Below are 19426 nucleotides of genomic sequence, written 5' to 3'. Positions count from 1 at the left end.
GATTACCGGCTTTCAGAGGAAGGCGTTTCAACACGCAAAATATCAGGCGGCAAGCCCACGCTCAGGATGACGGGCTGCCAGGATTCCCGCGAGCTCAATGTCGGCGAAAAACCACGCGCCAGCAAAAATCCGCCCACGCCGCCAAGGGCCGCGCCGCACGCCGCAGCGATGTCGCTGCCGAAAAGCGCCTGAAAAACCGCGGCCATAATAAACAGCCCCGCAAGCGGCGACATATAAACCAGCAGCGCTGAGCCGAGCAGGCTGCTTTCCGCAATGCCTAACTCAACTTTTTGCCCTGGCGTTAACGGTTTTTCGCTCGGCACGGTAATGTAGTGCGTCGTCTGCGGGCCAAGTTTATTCAGCACGCGCGTACCGCAGCCCGCGCGGGAAGCGCAACTGCTGCAAGAAGCCTTTACGTCACAGCTTAAAACGGCTTCGCCGCCCTGCCACGATACCACCGTGGCCCATTCTTTAATCATTGTGTTGCCTTGAATTTAATGCTGCTGGCAATACGCTTAGCGGTTTGCGGCGGCAGTTCGCCGACCACGGTAATTTCCGCGTTGTCGCGCACTTCACTGCTGACCGTACGCCGCCCGGTACGCAACATCTGTTCTGCGCTGGTGCTGCTGGCGCGATTAATGTTAACCGAGAAACTGAATAAGCCGTCGGAATAGAGCCGGGATTCAACCGGCATATCTATGGTCGGCAAGGAGCGACGGCTGCTGGAAACTTCAGAAAAGCCCTGCGGCAGCCAGGCTGGCGCCCAGTTGAACGTCACTTTCTCCGAGCCGGGAACCGAAAGCAGCGGCGGCAAAGAGGCCTGCGCCAGATTTTGCATCATTGTGCCGGGCTTATCCTGAATGGTAAATGAAATCACGCGAAATTGTTCCAGCGTCTCGCCATCACGGTCCAGCAAATCGACGCGCAGCGGCAGCTTGCTCTGCGTATCCATCCAGACAATGTAGCTGTAACGCGTTCCGTCGCGCGCCACCACGCGGATAACTTCACAAAGCCGGTCGGCGATGCGGGTTCGGCCTACGGAGATAAAATCATAATACGGGGCCAGACGACGGAAGTCGGTATAGACCAATGACGGCAGCGAATCGACAATATAGTCGCCGTTAAGCGTGAACGGTTCGAGTCCCGGCTCGAAATAGCTGATTTCGTTACCACGCTGTACGACTTCACGGCGCGGTCCATCCATCTGCAGAAGTTGAGCCAGCGGTTTGTTATCAAGACGAGCATGGCGATAGCGGAGCGACTCCACGCCTTGCTTGTTAATGCTGATAAAAGCTAACTCGTAATTGAGTGACTGGCTAGCCAGGTTCATTTGCTGCAACAGCGCCTCTGACGAAGCATCCGCCGAGGCGCTGACAGAGAAGAACAGGCTGCCAGCCACAAGGGACATGGCGCACCAAAGTTGCTTCATTACTGCGATTGCGTTCCTAAAGTCTGGTTTCCTGGCACTTGCACAGCAGCCTGCTGCGTTTGCGCCTGCTCAAACTGGAGCTGTTCAGCGTGCAAACGACGCTGCAGTTCGTAATCCTGAAGCATTGCGTTTATGCGGCGACGCTGCTCCTGCACTTGCTGCTGTTGGCCCGTACTGGCGGTGCTCTCTGACGGCACGCCGAGGCTGACAGGACTGGCTTTACCCATCATCGGCAAGGTATTGAAGACGGGCGTTTCCGGCTGCGCCGTGCCTGCGTCCGGCGTACTGTTATAATGCTGAACGCCGATAATCACTGCCAGCGATACGCACGCCGCTACGCCAACCTGAGTAATCTGGCTCGCCCAGGGGCGCAACTTCTGCCAGAAACCCATTTTTTGCCAGTGGTGGGGGGTTGGTTGTGATTCAGGGATAAGCGGGGCTGCATGGCGAACCGGTTCGTTTTCAAGCGCCGCCATAACGCGCGCGGAAATGTCGAAGTGCATGACCTCGCCCGTATCACCGCGCAGCGTGTCGCGAATGAGATGATAGCTTTCCCATTTTTGCTGCAATGCCTCGTCTTTCGACAAGTCATTGAGCAACTCGCTATCCAGTGTTTCCCCGTCCATCAAAGCGGAAAGTTGTTCTTTCTGCATGCCTAATACCTTTTCCAGTATCCCGCTATCGTCAACGCCTGATAAGCGGTTGAACTTTATTATCAATAGCTTCCCGAGCACGGAAAATACGGGAGCGCACCGTACCGACCGGGCAATCCATGATAGCCGCTATCTCTTCATAGCTCAGGCCATCCAGCTCCCGTAACGTTATTGCCATGCGTAAATCTTCCGGGAGTGACTCAATGGTACGGAAAACAATTTGTCTCAATTCTTCAGACAACATTAAGTTCTCAGGGTTCGAAATTTCTTTCAGCGCGCTGCCGCTTTCGAAGTTTTCCGCGTCGTTGGCGTCCACGTCGCTGGAAGGCGGCCTACGCCCCTGAGCTACCAGATAATTTTTCGCCGTGTTGACGGCGATACGGTACAACCACGTATAAAAAGCGCTATCACCCCGAAAGGAATCCAGTGCGCGATAGGCTTTGATAAAAGACTCTTGCACCACGTCAGGAACATCGCCTGAGGGAACATACCGGGAAACCAGGTTCGCTACTTTATGCTGGTAGCGGACCACCAGTAAATTAAACGCCTTCTGTTCTCCCTTCTGGACCCGTTCGACGAGGACCTGATCCGTTAACTGCTCGCTCATCCGAGGTAATGTCTCCCCAAACCTAATTTCCACGCGTAATCGAAACGCCACCCGAACTCTGCACTTATGAGCAAGCAGACGGTTAGAGTGTCGGTCCTCCGCATAGTTCCGTTACGCCTTTGTTTTTGTGCTCTGTTTTGCGGAAAGCGCTTTCTCATTCATTATATGTTCCGCCCGGAAAAAAGGGACTGTTACGCACCGTAATATGCCGCACAGGGCGTTTGCAGAGTAACGCAACCCTGCTTTTATTTCATCTTTTAATCCAGAAGTGTGCGAAGCGCGGCAAAACAGGCCATTTTGCGCGATTGATGCCTGGTACAGCTCTTCAACGCCCTCTTGTTCAGCATCTGCAACCGTTTATAAAAAAAGCGTGCGCTTTTTAAAGCCGGAGTGCTATGCTGGCCCAACCTTGTTTAGTAAATTAAACACAGCATCATGAACACGACTACAGACCTTCATTGTGACGTGCTGATTGTCGGGAGCGGCGCAGCGGGACTTTCACTGGCGCTTCGTCTGGCGCAGCAGCATCAGGTTATTGTGCTAAGTAAAGGCCCGGTGAGCGAAGGCTCGACCTTTTACGCCCAGGGCGGCATCGCCGCCGTGTTTGATGAAACCGACAGCATCGCCTCCCATGTTGAAGACACCTTGATTGCAGGCGCAGGCATCTGCGATCGCGAAGCGGTGGAATTCGTGGCCAGCAATGCACGCCATTGCGTTCAATGGCTTATCGATCAGGGCGTGCTGTTTGATACTGAAATTCAGCCCAATGGCGAAGCAAGCTATCACCTGACGCGCGAAGGCGGCCACAGTCATCGACGCATACTTCACTCTGCGGACGCCACCGGTAAAGCCGTAGAAACCACGCTGGTCGGTCAGGCGCTGAGCCATCCCAACATCCATATTCTTGAACGCTGCAACGCCGTTGATCTCATTATTTCCGATAAAATCGGGCTGCCCGGCACCCGCCGCGTGGTGGGCGCCTGGGTCTGGAATCGCAATAAAGAGCGGGTGGAAACTTGCCGGGCGAAAGCGGTAGTGCTGGCGACCGGCGGCGCCTCTAAGGTTTATCAATATACCACTAACCCGGACATCGCCTCCGGCGACGGTATCGCCATGGCATGGCGCGCAGGCTGCCGGGTGGCGAATCTGGAGTTTAACCAGTTTCACCCCACCGCGCTTTTCCATCCTCAGGCGAGGAATTTTTTGCTTACCGAGGCGCTGCGCGGCGAAGGGGCCTGGCTGAAGCGGCCGGACGGCAGTCGTTTCATGCCGGACTTTGACGAGCGCGCCGAGCTTGCGCCGCGCGATATCGTCGCCCGCGCGATTGATCATGAGATGAAACGCCTCGGCGCGGATTGCATGTATCTGGATATCAGCCATAAACCTGCTGAATTTATCCGCCACCACTTCCCCACCATTTACGAAAAGCTACTGGGCCTTGGCATCGATCTCACTACCGATCCGGTTCCCGTGGTGCCTGCAGCGCACTATACCTGTGGCGGCGTGATGGTGGATGAGCATGGCCGCACGGATGTCGACGGGTTGTATGCTGTTGGCGAAGTGACCTACACCGGGCTGCACGGCGCTAACCGCATGGCGTCAAATTCTTTACTGGAGTGCCTGGTTTACGGCTGGTCGGCCGCAGAAGATATAAACAAGCGTATGCCTTATGTGCGCGGGGTAAAAGCGTTGCCCGCATGGGACGAAAGCCGCGTGGAAAACCCGGACGAGCTGGTTGTTATTCAGCATAACTGGCACGAGCTACGGCTTTTTATGTGGGATTACGTTGGCATCGTGCGAACCACCCGGCGGCTTGAGCGGGCATTACGCCGCATCACCATGCTTCAGCAGGAAATAGACGAGTACTACGCCCATTTTCGTGTTTCCAACAACCTGCTGGAATTACGAAACCTGGTTCAGGTGGCAGAGCTTATTGTGCGCTGCGCGATGATGCGTAAAGAGAGCCGCGGACTGCATTACACGCTCGACTACCCCGATGCCCTGCCCGACTCCGGTCCTTCCGTACTTTCGCCGCTGGTTCACATAAACAAATAGAAATCCTGGGTCAGGCCGCAATAAGCCTCGGAATAATGGTGGTCTGGCCCACGGATAATCAACCTGTCGCTAAAACTTTCGCCCGGGAAGGGTGAAAAAGCGAGCAGCACGCGGTGCGGCAACCGCTCCGGCGTTTCAGCGACATCCGTACGCAGCCGAAGGTGCCAACCCTGTTTTATCGCCTGTCGACTGAACGCCTCACCCACCTCTACGGGCAGGATGACGCAAAAAAAACCTTCTTCTGTGATTAACTGCGCCGCGCAGTTCAGCAAAGCGGTATGGTCGAGCGTTGTCGTATAGCGCGCCTGCTCGCGAGCCGGCGTTGCGCACTCAACCCCCTTCTCGTAATAAGGAGGATTACAGACGATAAGCTCATAGCGCTGCGTTTGCAGCTGCGACCAGGCCAGCGCGTCCGCAGTATGGACGGCAAGGCGTTGCGCCCACGGCGAGGCCTGCGCGTTTTCGCGCGCCTGCTCTGCGGCTTCGGCATCCAGTTCCACCGCTTCAATTTGTACGGTTTGCGGCGTACGCTGGGCCAGCATCAGGGCGAGCAATCCGCTTCCTGCGCCGATATCAAGAACGCGCGTCACGCCGGCGACGGGCGCCCACGCACCCAGCAAGATACCGTCAGTACTGACTTTCATCGCGCAGCGATCGTGTGCAATAAAGAACTGTTTAAATGTAAACCCGTTACGGCGCAGCGGGGCTTTTGGCTCAGACATCTTCACTACCTGCTAACAAAACCGCTGTAGCATAGGGGAAAGCGACGCCCCGGGGAAGCGCTTCCCCCTGGAAAGGGATGAACATTACAGGCTGAACGTCTATAATCGGCGGCCCACACTGAGGTAGAAAATGACTGTAACCACTTTTTCCGAACTTGAACTTGATGAAAGCCTTCTGGATGCCCTCCAGGATAAAGGCTTTTCTCGTCCCACGGCTATCCAGGCCGCCGCTATTCCGCCTGCGCTCGAAGGACGTGATGTGCTGGGTTCAGCGCCGACAGGCACCGGTAAAACGGCAGCTTATCTGTTGCCGGCGTTGCAGCATCTGCTGGACTTTCCCCGTAAAAAATCGGGACCGCCGCGTATTCTCATTCTGACGCCAACCCGCGAGCTGGCTATGCAGGTTGCCGAGCACGCTCGCGAGCTCGCCGCTCACACGCATCTCGATATCGCCACAATCACTGGCGGCGTTGCATATATGAATCACGCCGAAGTATTCAGCGAAAACCAGGATATCGTCGTCGCGACCACCGGCCGCCTGTTGCAATACATTAAAGAAGAGAATTTTGACTGCCGGGCTGTGGAAACGCTGATCCTCGATGAGGCGGACCGCATGCTGGACATGGGTTTCGCGCAGGATATCGAACACATCTCTGGCGAAACGCGCTGGCGTAAGCAAACCATGCTGTTTTCCGCCACGCTCGAAGGGGAAGCGATTAAAGATTTCGCTGAGCGTCTGCTGGAAGATCCGGTTGAAGTCTCCGCCACCCCTTCTGTTCGCGAACGTAAGAAGATCCACCAGTGGTATTACCGCGCGGATGATGTTCAACATAAAACCGCCCTGCTGGTGCATCTGCTAAAACAGCCGGACGTCAGCCGTTCTATCGTCTTCGTGCGCAAGCGCGAGCGCGTGCATGAACTGGCGGGCTGGCTGCGCGAAGCGGGCATCAATACCTGTTATCTCGAAGGCGAGATGGTGCAGGCTAAGCGTAACGAAGCGATTAAGCGCCTGACCGATGGTCGCGTCAACGTGCTTATCGCCACCGACGTGGCGGCGCGCGGCATCGATATTGCGGATGTCAGCCATGTCTTTAACTTCGACATGCCGCGCACGGCGGATACGTATTTGCACCGCATTGGTCGTACAGGCCGCGCCGGGCGTAAAGGCACCGCGATTTCGCTGGTGGAAGCCCATGACCATCTGCTGCTTGGCAAAGTTGAGCGATATGTCAAAGAGCCGCTGAAAGCGCGCGTTATCGACGAACTGCGCCCGACAACGCGCGCGCCGAGCGAAAAGCTCAAGGGCAAGCCGTCGAAGAAAGTGCTGGCAAAACGCGAAGAGAAGAAAAAAGAGAAAGAAAAAGAGAAGCCGCGCGTGAAAAAACGTCATCGCGATACTAAAAATATCGGCAAGCGTCGCAAACCCAATGCGGCAGCAACGACGGGCAGCGAAGAGTAATCGCCTGTTAAGAAAAAACCGCCTGTTTTACAGGCGGTTTTTTTATGGCTGCCGACGAAGAGCCCCCTCGTCGTCGGGCAGATTACAGGCTTTCTGTAAAAGTACGGGCAATAACGTCGCGCTGCTGTTCAGGCGTCAGAGAGTTAAAGCGCACCGCATAACCAGAAACGCGAATAGTCAGTTGCGAATATTTTTCCGGATGCTTAACGGCATCTTCCAGTGTTTCGCGGCGCAGTACGTTGACGTTCAGATGCTGACCGCCTTCCACGCGTACTTCCGGCTTCACTTCCATCGGTACTTCACGGTATTCAAACTGGCCAAGTTTGCTTACGGCGACGACTTCATCTTCTGCAAACCCTGCTTTCGCGCAAACGCAGCGTGCTTCGCCTTTTTCATTGTCCAGCAGCCAGAAAGAGTTCAGCAGGTCGTCGTTCGCGGCTTTAGTGATCTGGATACCCGTAATCATATGATGCCTCCCTATGGGCTTAGTCTTTGATTATCATCAGCCAGCGTTGGCTAATTGGTAAAACCATTGTTGATGGGTTGTTTTATATACCAACATCGGGGCATTATTCTTTGATTAAAATCAACAAAAACCACATAGAAAAAGTGGTCATAAAACCAAGGATTTGTTTTATATCAACTTAGGCAGCCAACAAGACGGCCAGAGAAGTGTAAATTTTCATCCGCGTTCGCCTCTGGCTTCCGGGAAATTTTGTTCAGATGAAATAAGCAGTTAAGCTTAGGGAAAGAAAATTCGCAGGAGAGCGAGATGGCTGACAAACTCACCTGGCACGACGTGCTGGCCGAAGAGAAACAGAAACCCTATTTCCAGAACATCCTGACCACCGTAGCCGCCGAGCGCGAAGCAGGCGTAACTATCTATCCGCCGCAAAAAGATGTGTTCAATGCTTTTCGCTTTACGGAACTGGGCGACGTAAAAGTGGTTATCCTTGGACAGGATCCTTATCACGGCCCGGGGCAAGCGCACGGGCTTGCTTTCTCCGTTCGCCCGGGCGTAGCGCCGCCGCCTTCGCTGGTGAATATGTATAAAGAGCTGGAAAAGTCGATTCTGGGCTTTGAACGCCCGACGCATGGCTATCTGGAAAGCTGGGCGCGTCAGGGCGTTATGCTGCTCAATACCGTATTGACGGTTCAGGCGGGTAAAGCGCACTCACACGCGAATCTCGGCTGGGAAACCTTTACTGATAAGGTCATCTCGCTTATTAACGAGCATCGCGAAGGCGTGGTATTTCTGCTCTGGGGCTCGCATGCGCAGAAGAAAGGCGCGATTATCGACCGTCAGAGGCACCATGTTTTGCAGGCGCCGCACCCGTCTCCGCTTTCCGCCCATCGCGGTTTCTTCGGCTGCGGCCATTTCGCCAAAACCAATGAATACCTGACGGCGCATGGACAAAAGCCCATCGACTGGGAACCGACGCTGTCCGCCGAATCGGAATAGCAAAACGCCAGCTTACGCTGGCGTTTTTTATCAGGCTTTGTTCTGTCGCCACCACTCGGCAAGCAGGACGCCAGTCGCTACCGAGACGTTCAGGCTCTCAACGTTACCGGTGCCATCAATCGAGAGACGCAGATCGGCATTAGCGAACGTGGTTTCTGAAATCCCCTCGCGCTCCTGGCCGAGCACCAACACCATTTTCTTCGGCAGTTGCGCCTGGAAAAGCGGCGTGCCTTTATGGCTGGAAGTGGTAACGATAGCGTAACCTGCGCGGCGGAACTGCTCGAGCGTGTCGTTAAAGCTGTCGCCGGTTATCGCTTCTACATGCTCTGCGCCGCCTTCAGCGGTGCGCACTGCTGCGCCGGATTCAAGCAGCCCGGCATCCTGCACCACCACGCCCTTCACGCCGAAATGCGCGCAACTGCGCACGATTGCGCCGAGGTTATGCGGGTTGCCGACATCTTCCAGCGCCAGGACGCAATCTTCTTCGCCGCTCTGGCTCAGCCACTGGTTAACCGACAGGCCATTGCGTTTTTTGATGAGAAAACAGACGCCGCCATGGTGCTCGGTGCCGGACGCTTTCGCCAGCTCCGCTTCGTCCACCACATGATAGGCCTTGCGGTTAGCCGCCATCCAGCGCAGCGCCTCTTTAAAACGCGGCGTTACGCTCTGGATAAACCAGGCGCGGACAATGGCTTCCGGACGGCTCTGGAATAACGCCTGGCAAGCATTTTCGCCATAAACGCGGGTCTCTTCGGCGCGCTGGCGGCGCAGCACTTCCGGATCGATAAAACTTTTACCGCTGATGCCGCCGTGATCGGGTTTCGCCGGCGCATCATCGCCTGGCGCGCGGGATACGGTGCGCCATGGTGAAGCGTCGCGGTTGCGGTCGCGCGCGCCGCCTTTCTCGTCGCGCGGCGCGCGGCGGCCGCCTTCAGCGCGGGCAGAGCCAGACGGACGTCCGCCTCCTTTTCCGGTGCGCGGATTCGCGCCACGTTTATCGGCATTGTCGTCACCGCGAACATACATCACTTTGACCTTGCCGCCTTTACCTTTTAAATCGTCATTCATGCTTTTCTCCACCAGCGCTGCGCGAAGCGCGAAGATTACCCGATGTATCCCCGCTGCGCCATGTTCTTCGCGCAAAAGCTAATAACTATTGTACTCATTGGATAAAACACCTGGTCGCCGGAAACAACTTCTCAGATAATATGCAACAATATTGAAACATAACCGACATGCCCTGCCGGTTCCTGTAAACCTGTTTCCCAGAGGTCTGTTATGAATACCGTTTGTGCCGCCTGCCAGGCTATTAACCGCATTCCGGAAGACCGCCTTGAAGATGGCGCGAAATGCGGTCGCTGCGGCCATGAGCTGTTTGATGGCGAGGTTATCAACGCCACCAGCGAAACTTTCGACGCCCTGTTGAAAGACGACCTGCCGGTAGTGGTTGATTTCTGGGCCCCGTGGTGCGGCCCTTGCCGCAACTTCGCGCCGATTTTTGAAGACGTGGCTGAAGAGCGCAGCGGTAAAATCCGCTTCGTGAAAATCAACACCGAGGCGGAACGTGAGCTTAGCGCGCGTTTTCGCATCCGCAGCATCCCGACCATTATGATGTTCAAAAACGGCCAGCTCGTTGACATGCTTAACGGCGCGGTGCCTAAAGCACCGTTCGACGTCTGGCTAAACGAAGCCGTCAACGAAGCCGTGTAACCGCAACGGGGCGCAAAATTTGCGCCCCGTTTTCCCCTCTGCGACAATGGCGTTTTTGCCAGGCCTTCCATGACTGACAACGCTGTTCTTCGCTTACGCGCCGAGCGCCTCGCGCGCGCCACTCGTCCTTTTCTTGCCAGGGGCAACCGTATCCGCCGCTGCCAGCGCTGTCTGTTGCCGCTTAAGCAATGTCTGTGCGCAACGTTGCAGCCCGCGCAGGCCCGCAGCCGCTTTTGTCTGGTGATGTTTGACACCGAGCCAATGAAGCCCAGCAATACCGGCCGATTGATAGCCGATGTGTTGCCGGATACCGAAGCCTTTCAGTGGTCGCGCACCGAGCCGCCTCAGGCACTGCTTGATCTGGTCGCTAACCCTGACTATCAGCCGATGGTGGTTTTTCCCGCGTCTTATGCCGATGCGGGCCGGGAAGTCTTAACCGCCCCGCCCGCTGGCGGCAAACCGCCGCTGTTTATTATGCTCGACGGCACCTGGACCGAAGCGCGGAAAATGTTTCGTAAAAGCCCTTATCTGGACGCGTTGCCGGTCATTTCGGTCGACCTTTCCCGCGTTTCCGCCTATCGCCTGCGTGAAGCGCATGCAAAGGGACAATACTGCACTGCCGAGGTCGCGGTAGCCCTGCTCGATCTCGCCGGCGACATGGCGGCGGCAAAACGCCTAAGCGACCATTTTGCGCTGTTCCGCGAACGCTATCTCGCAGGAAAACCCCACCATCAGGGAAGCGTCACAGCAGAAGCGACAGAAAGCGTTTAAAATCATCGGGTCACTTTGCCCTGCGGAGAAGAAGATGAGCCAACGTGGACTGGAAGCCCTGCTACGCCCGAAATCCATCGCCGTGGTAGGCGCGTCGATGAAGCCGGATCGCGCGGGTTATCTGATGATGCGCAATTTGCTGGCGGGCGGATTCAACGGCCCGGTATTGCCAGTCACGCCCGCCTGGAAAGCGGTTTGCGGCGTCCTTGCCTGGCCCGATGTGGCGAGTCTTCCTTTTACGCCCGATCTCGCTGTGCTTTGCACCAATGCCAGGCGAAATCTGGCGCTGCTGGAGGCGCTGGGAGAAAAAGGCTGTAAGACCTGCATTATCCTCTCTTCGCCTGCGGAGCAGCACGCAGACCTGCTGGCCTGCGCGGCGCGTTTTCAGATGCGTTTGTTAGGGCCAAACAGTCTTGGTCTGCTCGCCCCCTGGCAGGGCCTGAACGCCAGCTTTTCCCCGGTGCCGATCCGTAAAGGCAAGCTGGCGTTTATTTCGCAGTCCGCCGCCGTTTCCAACACTATCCTCGACTGGGCCCAGCAGCGCGAAATGGGGTTCTCCTATTTTATCGCGCTTGGTGATAGCCTGGACATTGATGTCGACGAACTGCTTGATTACCTGACGCGGGACAGCAAAACCAGCGCCATTTTGCTCTATCTGGAACACCTGAGCGACGCCCGGCGTTTTGTTTCTGCCGCCCGTAGCGCTTCCCGTAATAAACCTATTCTGGTGATTAAAAGCGGGCGTAGCCCGCAGGCGCGGCATCTTCTTCGCACGCCTGCCGGGCTGGATGCCGCCTGGGATGCCGCCATCCAGCGCGCCGGTCTGTTGCGCGTTCAGGACACGCATGAGCTCTTTTCAGCCGTCGAAACGCTCAGCCACATGCGTCCGCTGCGCGGCGAACGGCTGATGATTGTCAGCAACGGCGCGGCCCCGGCGGCGCTTGCGCTGGATGAATTGTGGTTACGCAACGGCAAACTGGCAACACCCGGTGAGGAGACGCTTGCCCGTTTGAAAACGGCGCTGCCAGCGGGCGTTGAGCCTGCCAACCCCCTTGATTTGCGAGATGACGCAACGCCTGAGCGCTACCTGAAAGCGATAGAAGCGCTGCTTGATAGCCACGATTATGACGCGCTGATGATCATTCACTCTCCCAGCGCCGCAGCGCCGGGCAGCGAAAGCGCGCGCGCGCTTATAGACCTGCTCAATCGCCATTCGCGCGGCAAGTACGTTACGCTCATCACCAACTGGTGCGGCGAGCACTCTTCGCAAGAAGCGCGAAGACTCTTTAGCGATGCCGGCATTCCTACTTACCGCACGCCGGAAGGGGCAATAACCGCCTTTATGCATATGGTGGAGTATCGCCGCAATCAGAAACAGCTGCGCGAGATCCCGGCCCTGCCCGTCAACCTTACGACCAATACCGCCGATGCCCATCGCTTGCTGCAACAGGCGTTAGAAGACGGGGCTACCCGGCTTGATACGCATGAAGTGCAGCCCATTTTGCAGGCCTACGGTCTACAGACTTTGCCGACCTGGATTGCCAGCGACAGCGCCGAAGCGGTGCATATCGCTGAGCAGATTGGCTACCCGGTGGCGCTGAAGCTGCGCTCGCCGGATATTCCGCATAAGTCGGAAGTCCAGGGCGTAATGCTTTACCTGCGCACGGCAAAAGAGGTGCAACAGGCGGCGGATGCTATCCTCGATCGCGTAAAAATGACCTGGCCGCAGGCGCGCATTCACGGCCTGTTGGTGCAAAGCATGGCAAATCGTGCGGGCGCGCAGGAGTTGCGGGTTGTGGTGGAGCATGACGAGGTATTCGGACCGCTGATTATGCTGGGCGAAGGCGGCGTAGAGTGGCGCCCTGAAGAACAAGCCGCTGTAGCGCTGCCGCCGCTTAACATGAACCTGGCGCGTTATCTTGTTATTCAGGCGATTAAAAAGGGTAACGTTCGCGGGCGCAGCGCGCTTCGCCCGCTTGATATTCCCGCGTTGAGCCAGCTACTGGTGCAGGTTTCTAACCTGATTGTGGACTGCCCGGAGATTGACCGGCTGGATATTCACCCGCTGCTCGCCTCCGCCAGCGAGTTCACCGCACTCGACGTTACGCTACAAATTAAGCCTTTCACAGGCGACCCGGATGGACGGCTGGCGGTTCGCCCCTATCCGCATCAATTTGAAGAATGGGTAGAAATGAAAAACGGCGAAAGATGCCTGTTCCGCCCCATCCTGCCCGAAGATGAACCGCTGTTGCAGCGCTTTATCGCTCAGGTCACAAAAGAGGATCTCTACTACCGTTATTTCAGCGAGATCAACGAATTTACCCACGATGACTTAGCCAACATGACGCAGATCGACTACGATCGAGAAATGGCTTTCGTCGCCGTGCGCAACCAGAACAACGAAGCGGAGATACTTGGCGTTACGCGCGCCATATCAGACCCGGATAACATTGATGCGGAATTTGCGGTACTGGTGCGTTCGGATCTCAAAGGCCTTGGGCTTGGCCGCCGTTTGCTGGAAAAGCTGATTGTTTATACTCGCGAGCATGGCCTGCAACGGTTAAACGGCATTACCATGCCGCATAATCGGGGCATGGTGGCGCTGGCCAGAAAACTCGGGTTTAAGGTGGATGTTCAGTTGGAAGATGGCATTGTCGGCCTGACATTACCACTGTCGCAGGAAGCCGAGTCGTGAGTAAGGTGCTGGAAATAGTGACCACTTTCCCGGACAGTAGTGATATTATCGTCCACTTCTGTCGTCTGTTTTGCGCAGAAGACCATCCTATTCAGAGAAGATATGCACTGTGATGTTGTCTAAATTTAAACGAAACAAACATCAACAACACCTTGCCCAACTACCGAAGCTTTCTCAGTCAGTTGATGATGTCGAGTTTTACTTTTCCCCCGCCGATTTTCGGGAAACCCTGTTGCAAAAAATCGCGGCGGCAACCCAGCGTATCTGCCTCGTCGCGCTCTATCTTGAGCAGGACGACGGCGGCAAAGGCATTCTTTCCGCCCTGTATGAAGCAAAGCGCCAGCGTCCTGAATTGGAAGTAAGCGTCCTTGTAGACTGGCACCGCGCCCAGCGCGGGCGCATCGGCGCGGCGGCATCGAATACCAACGCTGACTGGTATTGCCGTATGGCGAAGGAAAATCCAGGCGTCGAAATCCCGGTTTACGGCGTTCCTGTTAATACCCGCGAAGCGCTGGGCGTGCTGCACTACAAAGGCTTTATTATTGATGACGGCGTGTTTTACAGCGGCGCCAGCCTGAATGATGTTTATCTGCATCAGCACGAAAAATACCGTTACGATCGCTATCACTGGATCCGTAACGCTGAGCTTGCCGATCAGATGTACTTTTGGGTGCAGCAGCATCTGGCTGCAGGCCGTGCGGTAAATCGTCTGGACAACCCGGGCCGCCCGAAGAGTCCGGAAATCAAAAACGATATCCGTCTGTTTCGCCAGGAATTGCGCGATGCGACGTATCATTTTCAGGGGAATGCGGATAACGAACAACTGGCGGTAACGCCGCTGGTTGGGCTGGGCAAATCCAGCCCGCTAAATAAAACCATCTTCCATCTCATGCCTTGTGTGGATCAGAAGCTGGTTATCTGCACTCCCTATTTCAACCTCCCTGCCGTTTTGGTACGCAACGTTATCCAGTTGCTGCGCGATGGCAAACAGGTAGAAATTATCGTCGGCGACAAAACCGCTAACGATTTCTACATTCCTGAGAATGAGCCTTTTAAAATCATTGGCGCGCTGCCCTACCTCTATGAAATCAACCTGCGCCGTTTCTTAAGCCGCCTGCAGTATTATGTCAACAGCGGACAGCTGGTGGTGCGCTTATGGAAAGATGAAGATAACAGCTATCACCTGAAAGGCATGTGGGTGGATGATGAATGGATGCTGCTTACCGGCAACAACCTTAACCCACGCGCATGGCGGCTCGACCTGGAAAACGCCATTCTTATCCACGATCCCAGGCAGCAACTGGCTGCAATGCGCAATAAAGAGCTGGAGCTTATCCGCACCCATACGGTAGTCGTGAAGCATTACCGTGAGTTACAAAGCATCGCAGATTATCCGGTAAAAGTTCGTAAGCTGATTCGCCGCTTACGGCGTATTCGGATAGACCGGCTGATTAGCCGCATTCTGTAACTTTCAGCTATAGTGAAAAGCCCTGCCCGTCAGGGCTTTTTTATTGGGACAGGCTGTATGCGTTTTCTTTTACTCATCAGCACGATGCTGTTAACTGGCTGTACCCATATGGCGCAGGACGCCTGGTCGGGTCAGGATAAAGCTCAGCATTTTCTCGCCTCTGCCATGCTTTCTGCTGCCGGAAACGAGTTTGCACAACATCAGGGAATAAGCCACGATCGCGCCGCTGCCGTGGGTGTCATGTTCTCCCTTTCTCTTGGCGCAACAAAAGAATTTTGGGACAGCCGCCCGGCGGGCAGCGGCTGGAGCTGGAAGGATTTTGCCTGGGACGTAGCCGGCGCGACGACCGGCTATACAATCTGGCAGTTAGCCGAACATTAAAGCCGCATGCCCTTTCCTTTACGGTGCAATTTGAGCGAAACCAGCAGCGCAATCGCGCTCATTACCGAAACGTACCAGAAAAAGGCGGTTTCCGAGCCCAGCGATTTTAGCGAAAGGGCGACATATTCCGCCGACCCGCCAAACAGAGCGTTTGCAACGGCATAAGATAGCCCTACTCCTAAAGCCCGCACCTGCGCCGGGAACATCTCTGCTTTCAAAATGCCGCTTATTGAGGTGTAAAAACTGACAATCAGCAAAGCGAGGATCACCAGCCCAAAAGCGGCATAAGGCGAGGAGACATGCTGCAACGCGGTGAGGATAGGCACGGTACAAAACGTGGCGAGCACGCTAAAGCAGATCATAGAGTTACGACGGCCGATTTTATCGGAAAGCGCGCCAAAAAACGGTTGCGCCAGCATGTAGACAAATAACGCCGCCGTCATCACGCCGCTTGCAACATTAGCATGCATGCCGGCGGTATTGACCAGATACTTCTGCATGTAAGTTGTGAAGGTGTAAAAACTCAGCGAGCCTGCAGCAGTAAAGCCCAATACCATCAGGAAAGCGCGTCGGTTGCGCCATAACCCTTTCAACGACCCGGCTTCCTTCAGCGCACGCGTCTCCTGCTGCGAGGTTTCCTCCAGCGAACGACGCAGCCACAACGCCACAATCGCCAGCCCGGCGCCCAGTGCAAACGGAATACGCCAGCCCCAGGCGCGTAAATCGCTGTCCGCTAACGTCTGTTGTAAAACAACCAACACCAGCAGCGCCAGCAACTGACCGCCGATAAGCGTGACGTACTGGAAAGAAGCGTAAAAGCCTTTACGTCCCTCTATTGCCACTTCACTCATATAAGTAGCGCTGGTGCCATACTCGCCGCCAACCGAAAGCCCCTGAAACAGACGCGCCAACAACAGCAGCGCTGGCGCCCAGGTGCCAAGCACGTCATAACCCGGCAGGCAGGCGATGACGAGCGAGCCAAAGCACATCATGCAGACGGAAATCAGCATGGAAGTTTTACGTCCATGCTTATCTGCAATATAGCCAAACATCCACCCCCCGATTGGGCGCATCAAAAAACCTGCGGCAAAAATGCCTGCGGTTTGCAGAAGCTGGGTGGTGCTGTTGCCGGAGGGGAAGAAGATGTGGGCGAAATAGAGCGAGCAGAACGAATAGACATAAAAATCGAACCACTCCACCAGATTACCGGATGAAGCGCCAACGATAGCCCAGACGCAACGACGAGTATCCGATGACGTCAGCGCCGTTTTCTCCGAACGGGCGGTTACTTCTGTCATTTTTTTCTCCTGTCTTTCATTACGGGAAAACCAACCCGTAAAATGCGGATCCGTAGCTTGCGCCCGCATTAAAGGTAAATAAAGTGTTAATTATTTGTTGGCTATTGATTCTGTGATGCGCAGAACATTTTACGCCCCCTGAAAGAGTCTGCTTATCCCCATTTTTCTTGATGTGCTTTTTTACGACGAAGATAATCTTCATCGGCGCGTATGCGATCCCACCACGTCTTAAATACCGCCGCTGCCGCTGCTTTAACCGGATCGTTGCCGCGCGGCATTAACTCACGCTTTTCATCATATTTCTTACCGCCTTTGTAATTGGCGTAGCGCCGTGCGCGGGTATACCCCATTTGAATAAATTTCCGCGCCATGTCCATGCCGACAAAGTCATCTTTTTCCCGGTATTGCTCAAACAGCGCATAAATTTTCTCCGCTGACTTTTGAGCGGACTCCGGATCCTTGTAACGCCACCAGGGCAGAATTTCACTCTTATAAGGCTCAACCAGCAACACACCCTGCTCGCCCCGTCCTACCTGATACAGCTCAGGATGCTGGCGAAAATCGGTATTAGTAAAATCCTGCTGGTAATCAAATTCTTTGCGCACCGGCGGCTCTCCGTTGTGATTGTTCTTTTAACCATAGCAGCCTTCGGAGAACTCCCCCTTTTTCGCCCATTTGCTTTAAGTGAACTATTCTCGAACAGACTAAAGGTTCGAGCGCAGCTCAGGCTGAACGCCGTCACGTACCACCTGAAGCGAGGCAAAATAATGACGAAGATGACGAGTGACTTTTTTGTAGAACGGTTAAAAGCATGGGGAGTAACCCGGATTTATGGCTATCCGGGCGATGGAATAAATGGCGTGCTCGGCGCGCTGCAGCGTGCAGAGAAAGCAGGAAACGGCATTGAATTTATTCAGGTGCGGCATGAAGAGATGGCCGCATTTATGGCCTGCGCTCACGCTAAATTCACCGGCGAACCTGGCGTTTGTCTCTCAACGGGCGGCCCTGGCGCGACTCATTTACTGACAGGGCTGTATGACGCACGAATGGACCATATGCCGGTCATCGCCATCGCGGGTCAGGCGGAGGCAACGGCCCGCGGCGCCACATATCAACAGGAGCTTAACCTCGACCGCGTATTCAGCGATGTAGCAAGCTTTGTGCAGGAAGCGGCGACGCCCTCACAGGTCCGCCATCTGGTGGATCGGGGGGTGCGTATTGCTACCGCTACCAATGGCGTAACGGTGCTTATTCTGCCAAAAGATATTCAGGATGAAGAGTGGCAAGAACCGCAGCATGCGCATGGTTTTACGCATTCAGGCCCCGGCTATCAACGCCCGCATGTCATCCCTCATCAATACGATCTGCAGCGCGCTGCTGATATCCTTAACGACGGTAAAAAAGTTGCGATATTGATTGGCGCTGGCGCGCGCGAAGCGGCGGTGGAAGTGGTTCAGGCAGCTAATTTGTTGGGCGCAGGTGTAGCTAAGGCTTTATTAGGTAAAGATGTTTTGCCCGATGATGCTCCGTTTGTAACGGGCTGTATAGGATTGCTCGGTACCGAGCCGTCGTGGGATCTCATGCAGGAGTGCGACACGTTGCTCATGATTGGCACCGGCTTTCCCTGGGCAGAATTCTTGCCAAAAGAAGGCCAGGCACGTGCCGTCCAGATCGATATCGATCCCTCCATGCTGGGATTACGCTATCCTACCGAAGTTAATCTGCATGGCGACGCCGTCAGCACCTTACAGGCTCTGCTGCCGCTGCTTAAACGTAAAGAAGACCGCTCATGGCAGGAAAAGATTGCTGTTTCCGTACAGGAGTGGTGGAAAAAAATGGAAGAACGGGCAATGGCGAAAGCCAATCCGGTTAATCCGCAGCGCGTGGTATGGGAAATGTCGCCGCTGTTGCCTGATAACGCCATCGTCACTTCTGATTCAGGTTCATGCGCTAACTGGTATGCCCGGGACTTTAAAATTAAGCAGGGACAGCGTTCTTCATTATCAGGCGGGCTTGCCTCTATGGGCGCAGCAGTGCCCTACGCTATTGCTGCTAAGTTTGCGTTTGCGGAAAAACCGGTTGTCGCCCTGGTAGGCGATGGTGCGATGCAGATGAATAACCTTGCTGAGTTAATTACAATTCAAAAATACTGGAAAAGCTGGTCCGATCCGCGTCTGATTGTATGCGTGTTCAACAATGGCGATTTGAACCAGGTGACGTGGGAACAACGTGTAATGGAAGGGAACCCCCGTTATGAAGCAACGCAGGATGTACCGGATGTTCCTTATGCTAAATTTGCTGAATCTATTGGGCTAAAAGGTATTTTTGTTGACGATCCCGATAAACTGCATGAGGCGTGGACCGAAGCGTTAGGGGCCGATCGTCCTGTAGTGCTGGAAGTGAAAACAGATCCTGAAGTTGCTCCACTACCGCCGCATATTACGCTTCAGCAGGCAAAATCATTCATGTCTTCTATGGCCAAAGGCGACCACTCCGCAGGAAAAGTCATTAAAGACACGGCGCAGCAGATCATGAATACGGTTCTGCCGGGCAATAAAGAGTAAACAGTTATCTTCTGTTGTACTAAATCTCAATAACCACTCGAATGAGTGGTTATTTTTTGCTCTTCCAGCAAGTGCTTTTAGAATGTTGTAACTAAAGAAAAGCAATACCGCTGAAAAGCAAAAAGCCCATCCGTGAGGATGGGCTTTTCACC

The 19426-nt window shown here is 54.9% G+C and carries 19 protein-coding genes; 9 read left to right on the top strand and 10 right to left on the bottom strand.

Going from position 1 to position 19426, the window contains the following annotated elements; all coding sequences use genetic code 11:
• Positions 1 to 2: 2 nt before the first annotated feature.
• The 5 genes from rseC to rseD are packed head-to-tail and all read right to left on the bottom strand — an operon-like array spanning position 3 to position 2793.
• Complete coding sequence (gene rseC, locus MT962_RS16200) at positions 3 to 479, bottom strand: SoxR-reducing system protein RseC (protein ID WP_024560203.1); 477 nt, start codon at positions 477 to 479, stop codon at positions 3 to 5.
• The gene (gene rseB, locus MT962_RS16195; RefSeq protein WP_024556609.1) at positions 476 to 1429 is read right to left on the bottom strand and encodes a sigma-E factor regulatory protein RseB; all 954 of its coding nucleotides are present in this window, start codon (positions 1427 to 1429) and stop codon (positions 476 to 478) included. The genes rseC and rseB overlap by 4 nt, the downstream gene beginning before the upstream one ends.
• Positions 1429 to 2082, bottom strand: coding sequence for an anti-sigma-E factor RseA (gene rseA, locus MT962_RS16190; protein WP_247366055.1), 654 nt, complete (start codon positions 2080 to 2082; stop codon positions 1429 to 1431). The genes rseB and rseA overlap by 1 nt, the downstream gene beginning before the upstream one ends.
• A gap of 31 nt (positions 2083 to 2113) precedes the next feature.
• Positions 2114 to 2689, bottom strand: coding sequence for an RNA polymerase sigma factor RpoE (rpoE, locus tag MT962_RS16185; RefSeq protein ID WP_024553705.1), 576 nt, complete (start codon positions 2687 to 2689; stop codon positions 2114 to 2116).
• Positions 2686 to 2793 carry a rpoE leader peptide RseD gene (gene rseD, locus MT962_RS16180; protein ID WP_229701868.1) on the bottom strand — a complete coding sequence of 36 codons (108 nt, stop codon included), beginning with the start codon at positions 2791 to 2793 and terminating at the stop codon, positions 2686 to 2688. Before rseD ends, rpoE begins: the two co-directional genes overlap by 4 nt.
• A gap of 331 nt (positions 2794 to 3124) precedes the next feature.
• On the opposite strand from rseD, the gene nadB reads away from it, so the two are divergent.
• Entirely contained in the window at positions 3125 to 4744 is a 1620-nt protein-coding gene (gene nadB / locus MT962_RS16175) for an L-aspartate oxidase (protein WP_247366054.1), read from the top strand.
• Here nadB and MT962_RS16170 read toward each other — a convergent pair.
• Positions 4729 to 5466: a tRNA1(Val) (adenine(37)-N6)-methyltransferase gene (locus tag MT962_RS16170; RefSeq protein WP_024560204.1), complete on the bottom strand. Its 738-nt coding sequence runs from the start codon at positions 5464 to 5466 to the stop codon at positions 4729 to 4731. The genes nadB and MT962_RS16170 overlap by 16 nt on opposite strands.
• 130 nt (positions 5467 to 5596) lie before the next feature.
• Here MT962_RS16170 and srmB point away from each other — a divergent pair, with 130 nt between their 5' ends.
• Positions 5597 to 6925, top strand: a complete 1329-nt coding sequence (gene srmB / locus MT962_RS16165) for an ATP-dependent RNA helicase SrmB (RefSeq protein WP_024556605.1) — start codon at positions 5597 to 5599, stop codon at positions 6923 to 6925.
• An 82-nt stretch (positions 6926 to 7007) separates the two neighbouring features.
• Here srmB and grcA read toward each other — a convergent pair whose 3' ends face one another.
• A complete protein-coding gene (gene grcA, locus MT962_RS16160) occupies positions 7008 to 7391 on the bottom strand; it encodes an autonomous glycyl radical cofactor GrcA (RefSeq protein ID WP_247366053.1) in 384 nt (127 codons plus the stop codon).
• A 306-nt stretch (positions 7392 to 7697) separates the two neighbouring features.
• On the opposite strand from grcA, the gene ung reads away from it, so the two are divergent.
• The gene (gene ung, locus MT962_RS16155; RefSeq protein WP_247366052.1) at positions 7698 to 8387 is read left to right on the top strand and encodes a uracil-DNA glycosylase; all 690 of its coding nucleotides are present in this window, start codon (positions 7698 to 7700) and stop codon (positions 8385 to 8387) included.
• 30 nt (positions 8388 to 8417) lie between these two features.
• Here ung and MT962_RS16150 read toward each other — a convergent pair whose 3' ends face one another.
• Complete coding sequence (locus tag MT962_RS16150) at positions 8418 to 9455, bottom strand: tRNA/rRNA methyltransferase (RefSeq protein ID WP_024556602.1); 1038 nt, start codon at positions 9453 to 9455, stop codon at positions 8418 to 8420.
• A gap of 210 nt (positions 9456 to 9665) precedes the next feature.
• Between MT962_RS16150 and trxC the strand changes: the two genes are divergently transcribed.
• From trxC to MT962_RS16125, 5 genes are all read left to right on the top strand, one after another.
• A complete protein-coding gene (trxC, locus tag MT962_RS16145) occupies positions 9666 to 10097 on the top strand; it encodes a thioredoxin TrxC (RefSeq protein WP_024556601.1) in 432 nt (143 codons plus the stop codon).
• Positions 10098 to 10166: 69 nt separating this feature from the next.
• Positions 10167 to 10868 carry a tRNA-uridine aminocarboxypropyltransferase gene (tapT, locus tag MT962_RS16140; protein ID WP_247366051.1) on the top strand — a complete coding sequence of 234 codons (702 nt, stop codon included), beginning with the start codon at positions 10167 to 10169 and terminating at the stop codon, positions 10866 to 10868.
• Positions 10869 to 10902: 34 nt separating this feature from the next.
• Positions 10903 to 13563, top strand: coding sequence for a protein lysine acetyltransferase (gene pat, locus MT962_RS16135; RefSeq protein ID WP_024556599.1), 2661 nt, complete (start codon positions 10903 to 10905; stop codon positions 13561 to 13563).
• Positions 13564 to 13675: 112 nt separating this feature from the next.
• Positions 13676 to 15031, top strand: coding sequence for a CDP-diacylglycerol--serine O-phosphatidyltransferase (pssA, locus tag MT962_RS16130; RefSeq protein ID WP_247366117.1), 1356 nt, complete (start codon positions 13676 to 13678; stop codon positions 15029 to 15031).
• A gap of 57 nt (positions 15032 to 15088) precedes the next feature.
• On the top strand, positions 15089 to 15412 hold the full coding sequence (locus MT962_RS16125) for a YfiM family lipoprotein (protein ID WP_024556597.1): 324 nt from the start codon (positions 15089 to 15091) through the stop codon (positions 15410 to 15412).
• Here MT962_RS16125 and MT962_RS16120 read toward each other — a convergent pair.
• Positions 15409 to 16710: an MFS family transporter gene (locus MT962_RS16120; RefSeq protein ID WP_247366050.1), complete on the bottom strand. Its 1302-nt coding sequence runs from the start codon at positions 16708 to 16710 to the stop codon at positions 15409 to 15411. The two genes, MT962_RS16125 and MT962_RS16120, sit on opposite strands and share 4 nt — an antisense overlap.
• Positions 16711 to 16862: 152 nt before the next feature.
• A complete protein-coding gene (locus MT962_RS16115) occupies positions 16863 to 17315 on the bottom strand; it encodes a DUF4385 domain-containing protein (protein WP_024556595.1) in 453 nt (150 codons plus the stop codon).
• 162 nt (positions 17316 to 17477) lie between these two features.
• Between MT962_RS16115 and MT962_RS16110 the strand changes: the two genes are divergently transcribed.
• Positions 17478 to 19274: a thiamine pyrophosphate-requiring protein gene (locus MT962_RS16110; RefSeq protein WP_024560328.1), complete on the top strand. Its 1797-nt coding sequence runs from the start codon at positions 17478 to 17480 to the stop codon at positions 19272 to 19274.
• Positions 19275 to 19426 lie beyond the last annotated feature (152 nt).

This window comes from Franconibacter sp. IITDAS19 (assembly GCF_023079515.1).
Classification (GTDB): domain Bacteria; phylum Pseudomonadota; class Gammaproteobacteria; order Enterobacterales; family Enterobacteriaceae; genus Franconibacter; species Franconibacter pulveris.
This window is presented reverse-complemented; position numbering and strand designations above follow the sequence as displayed.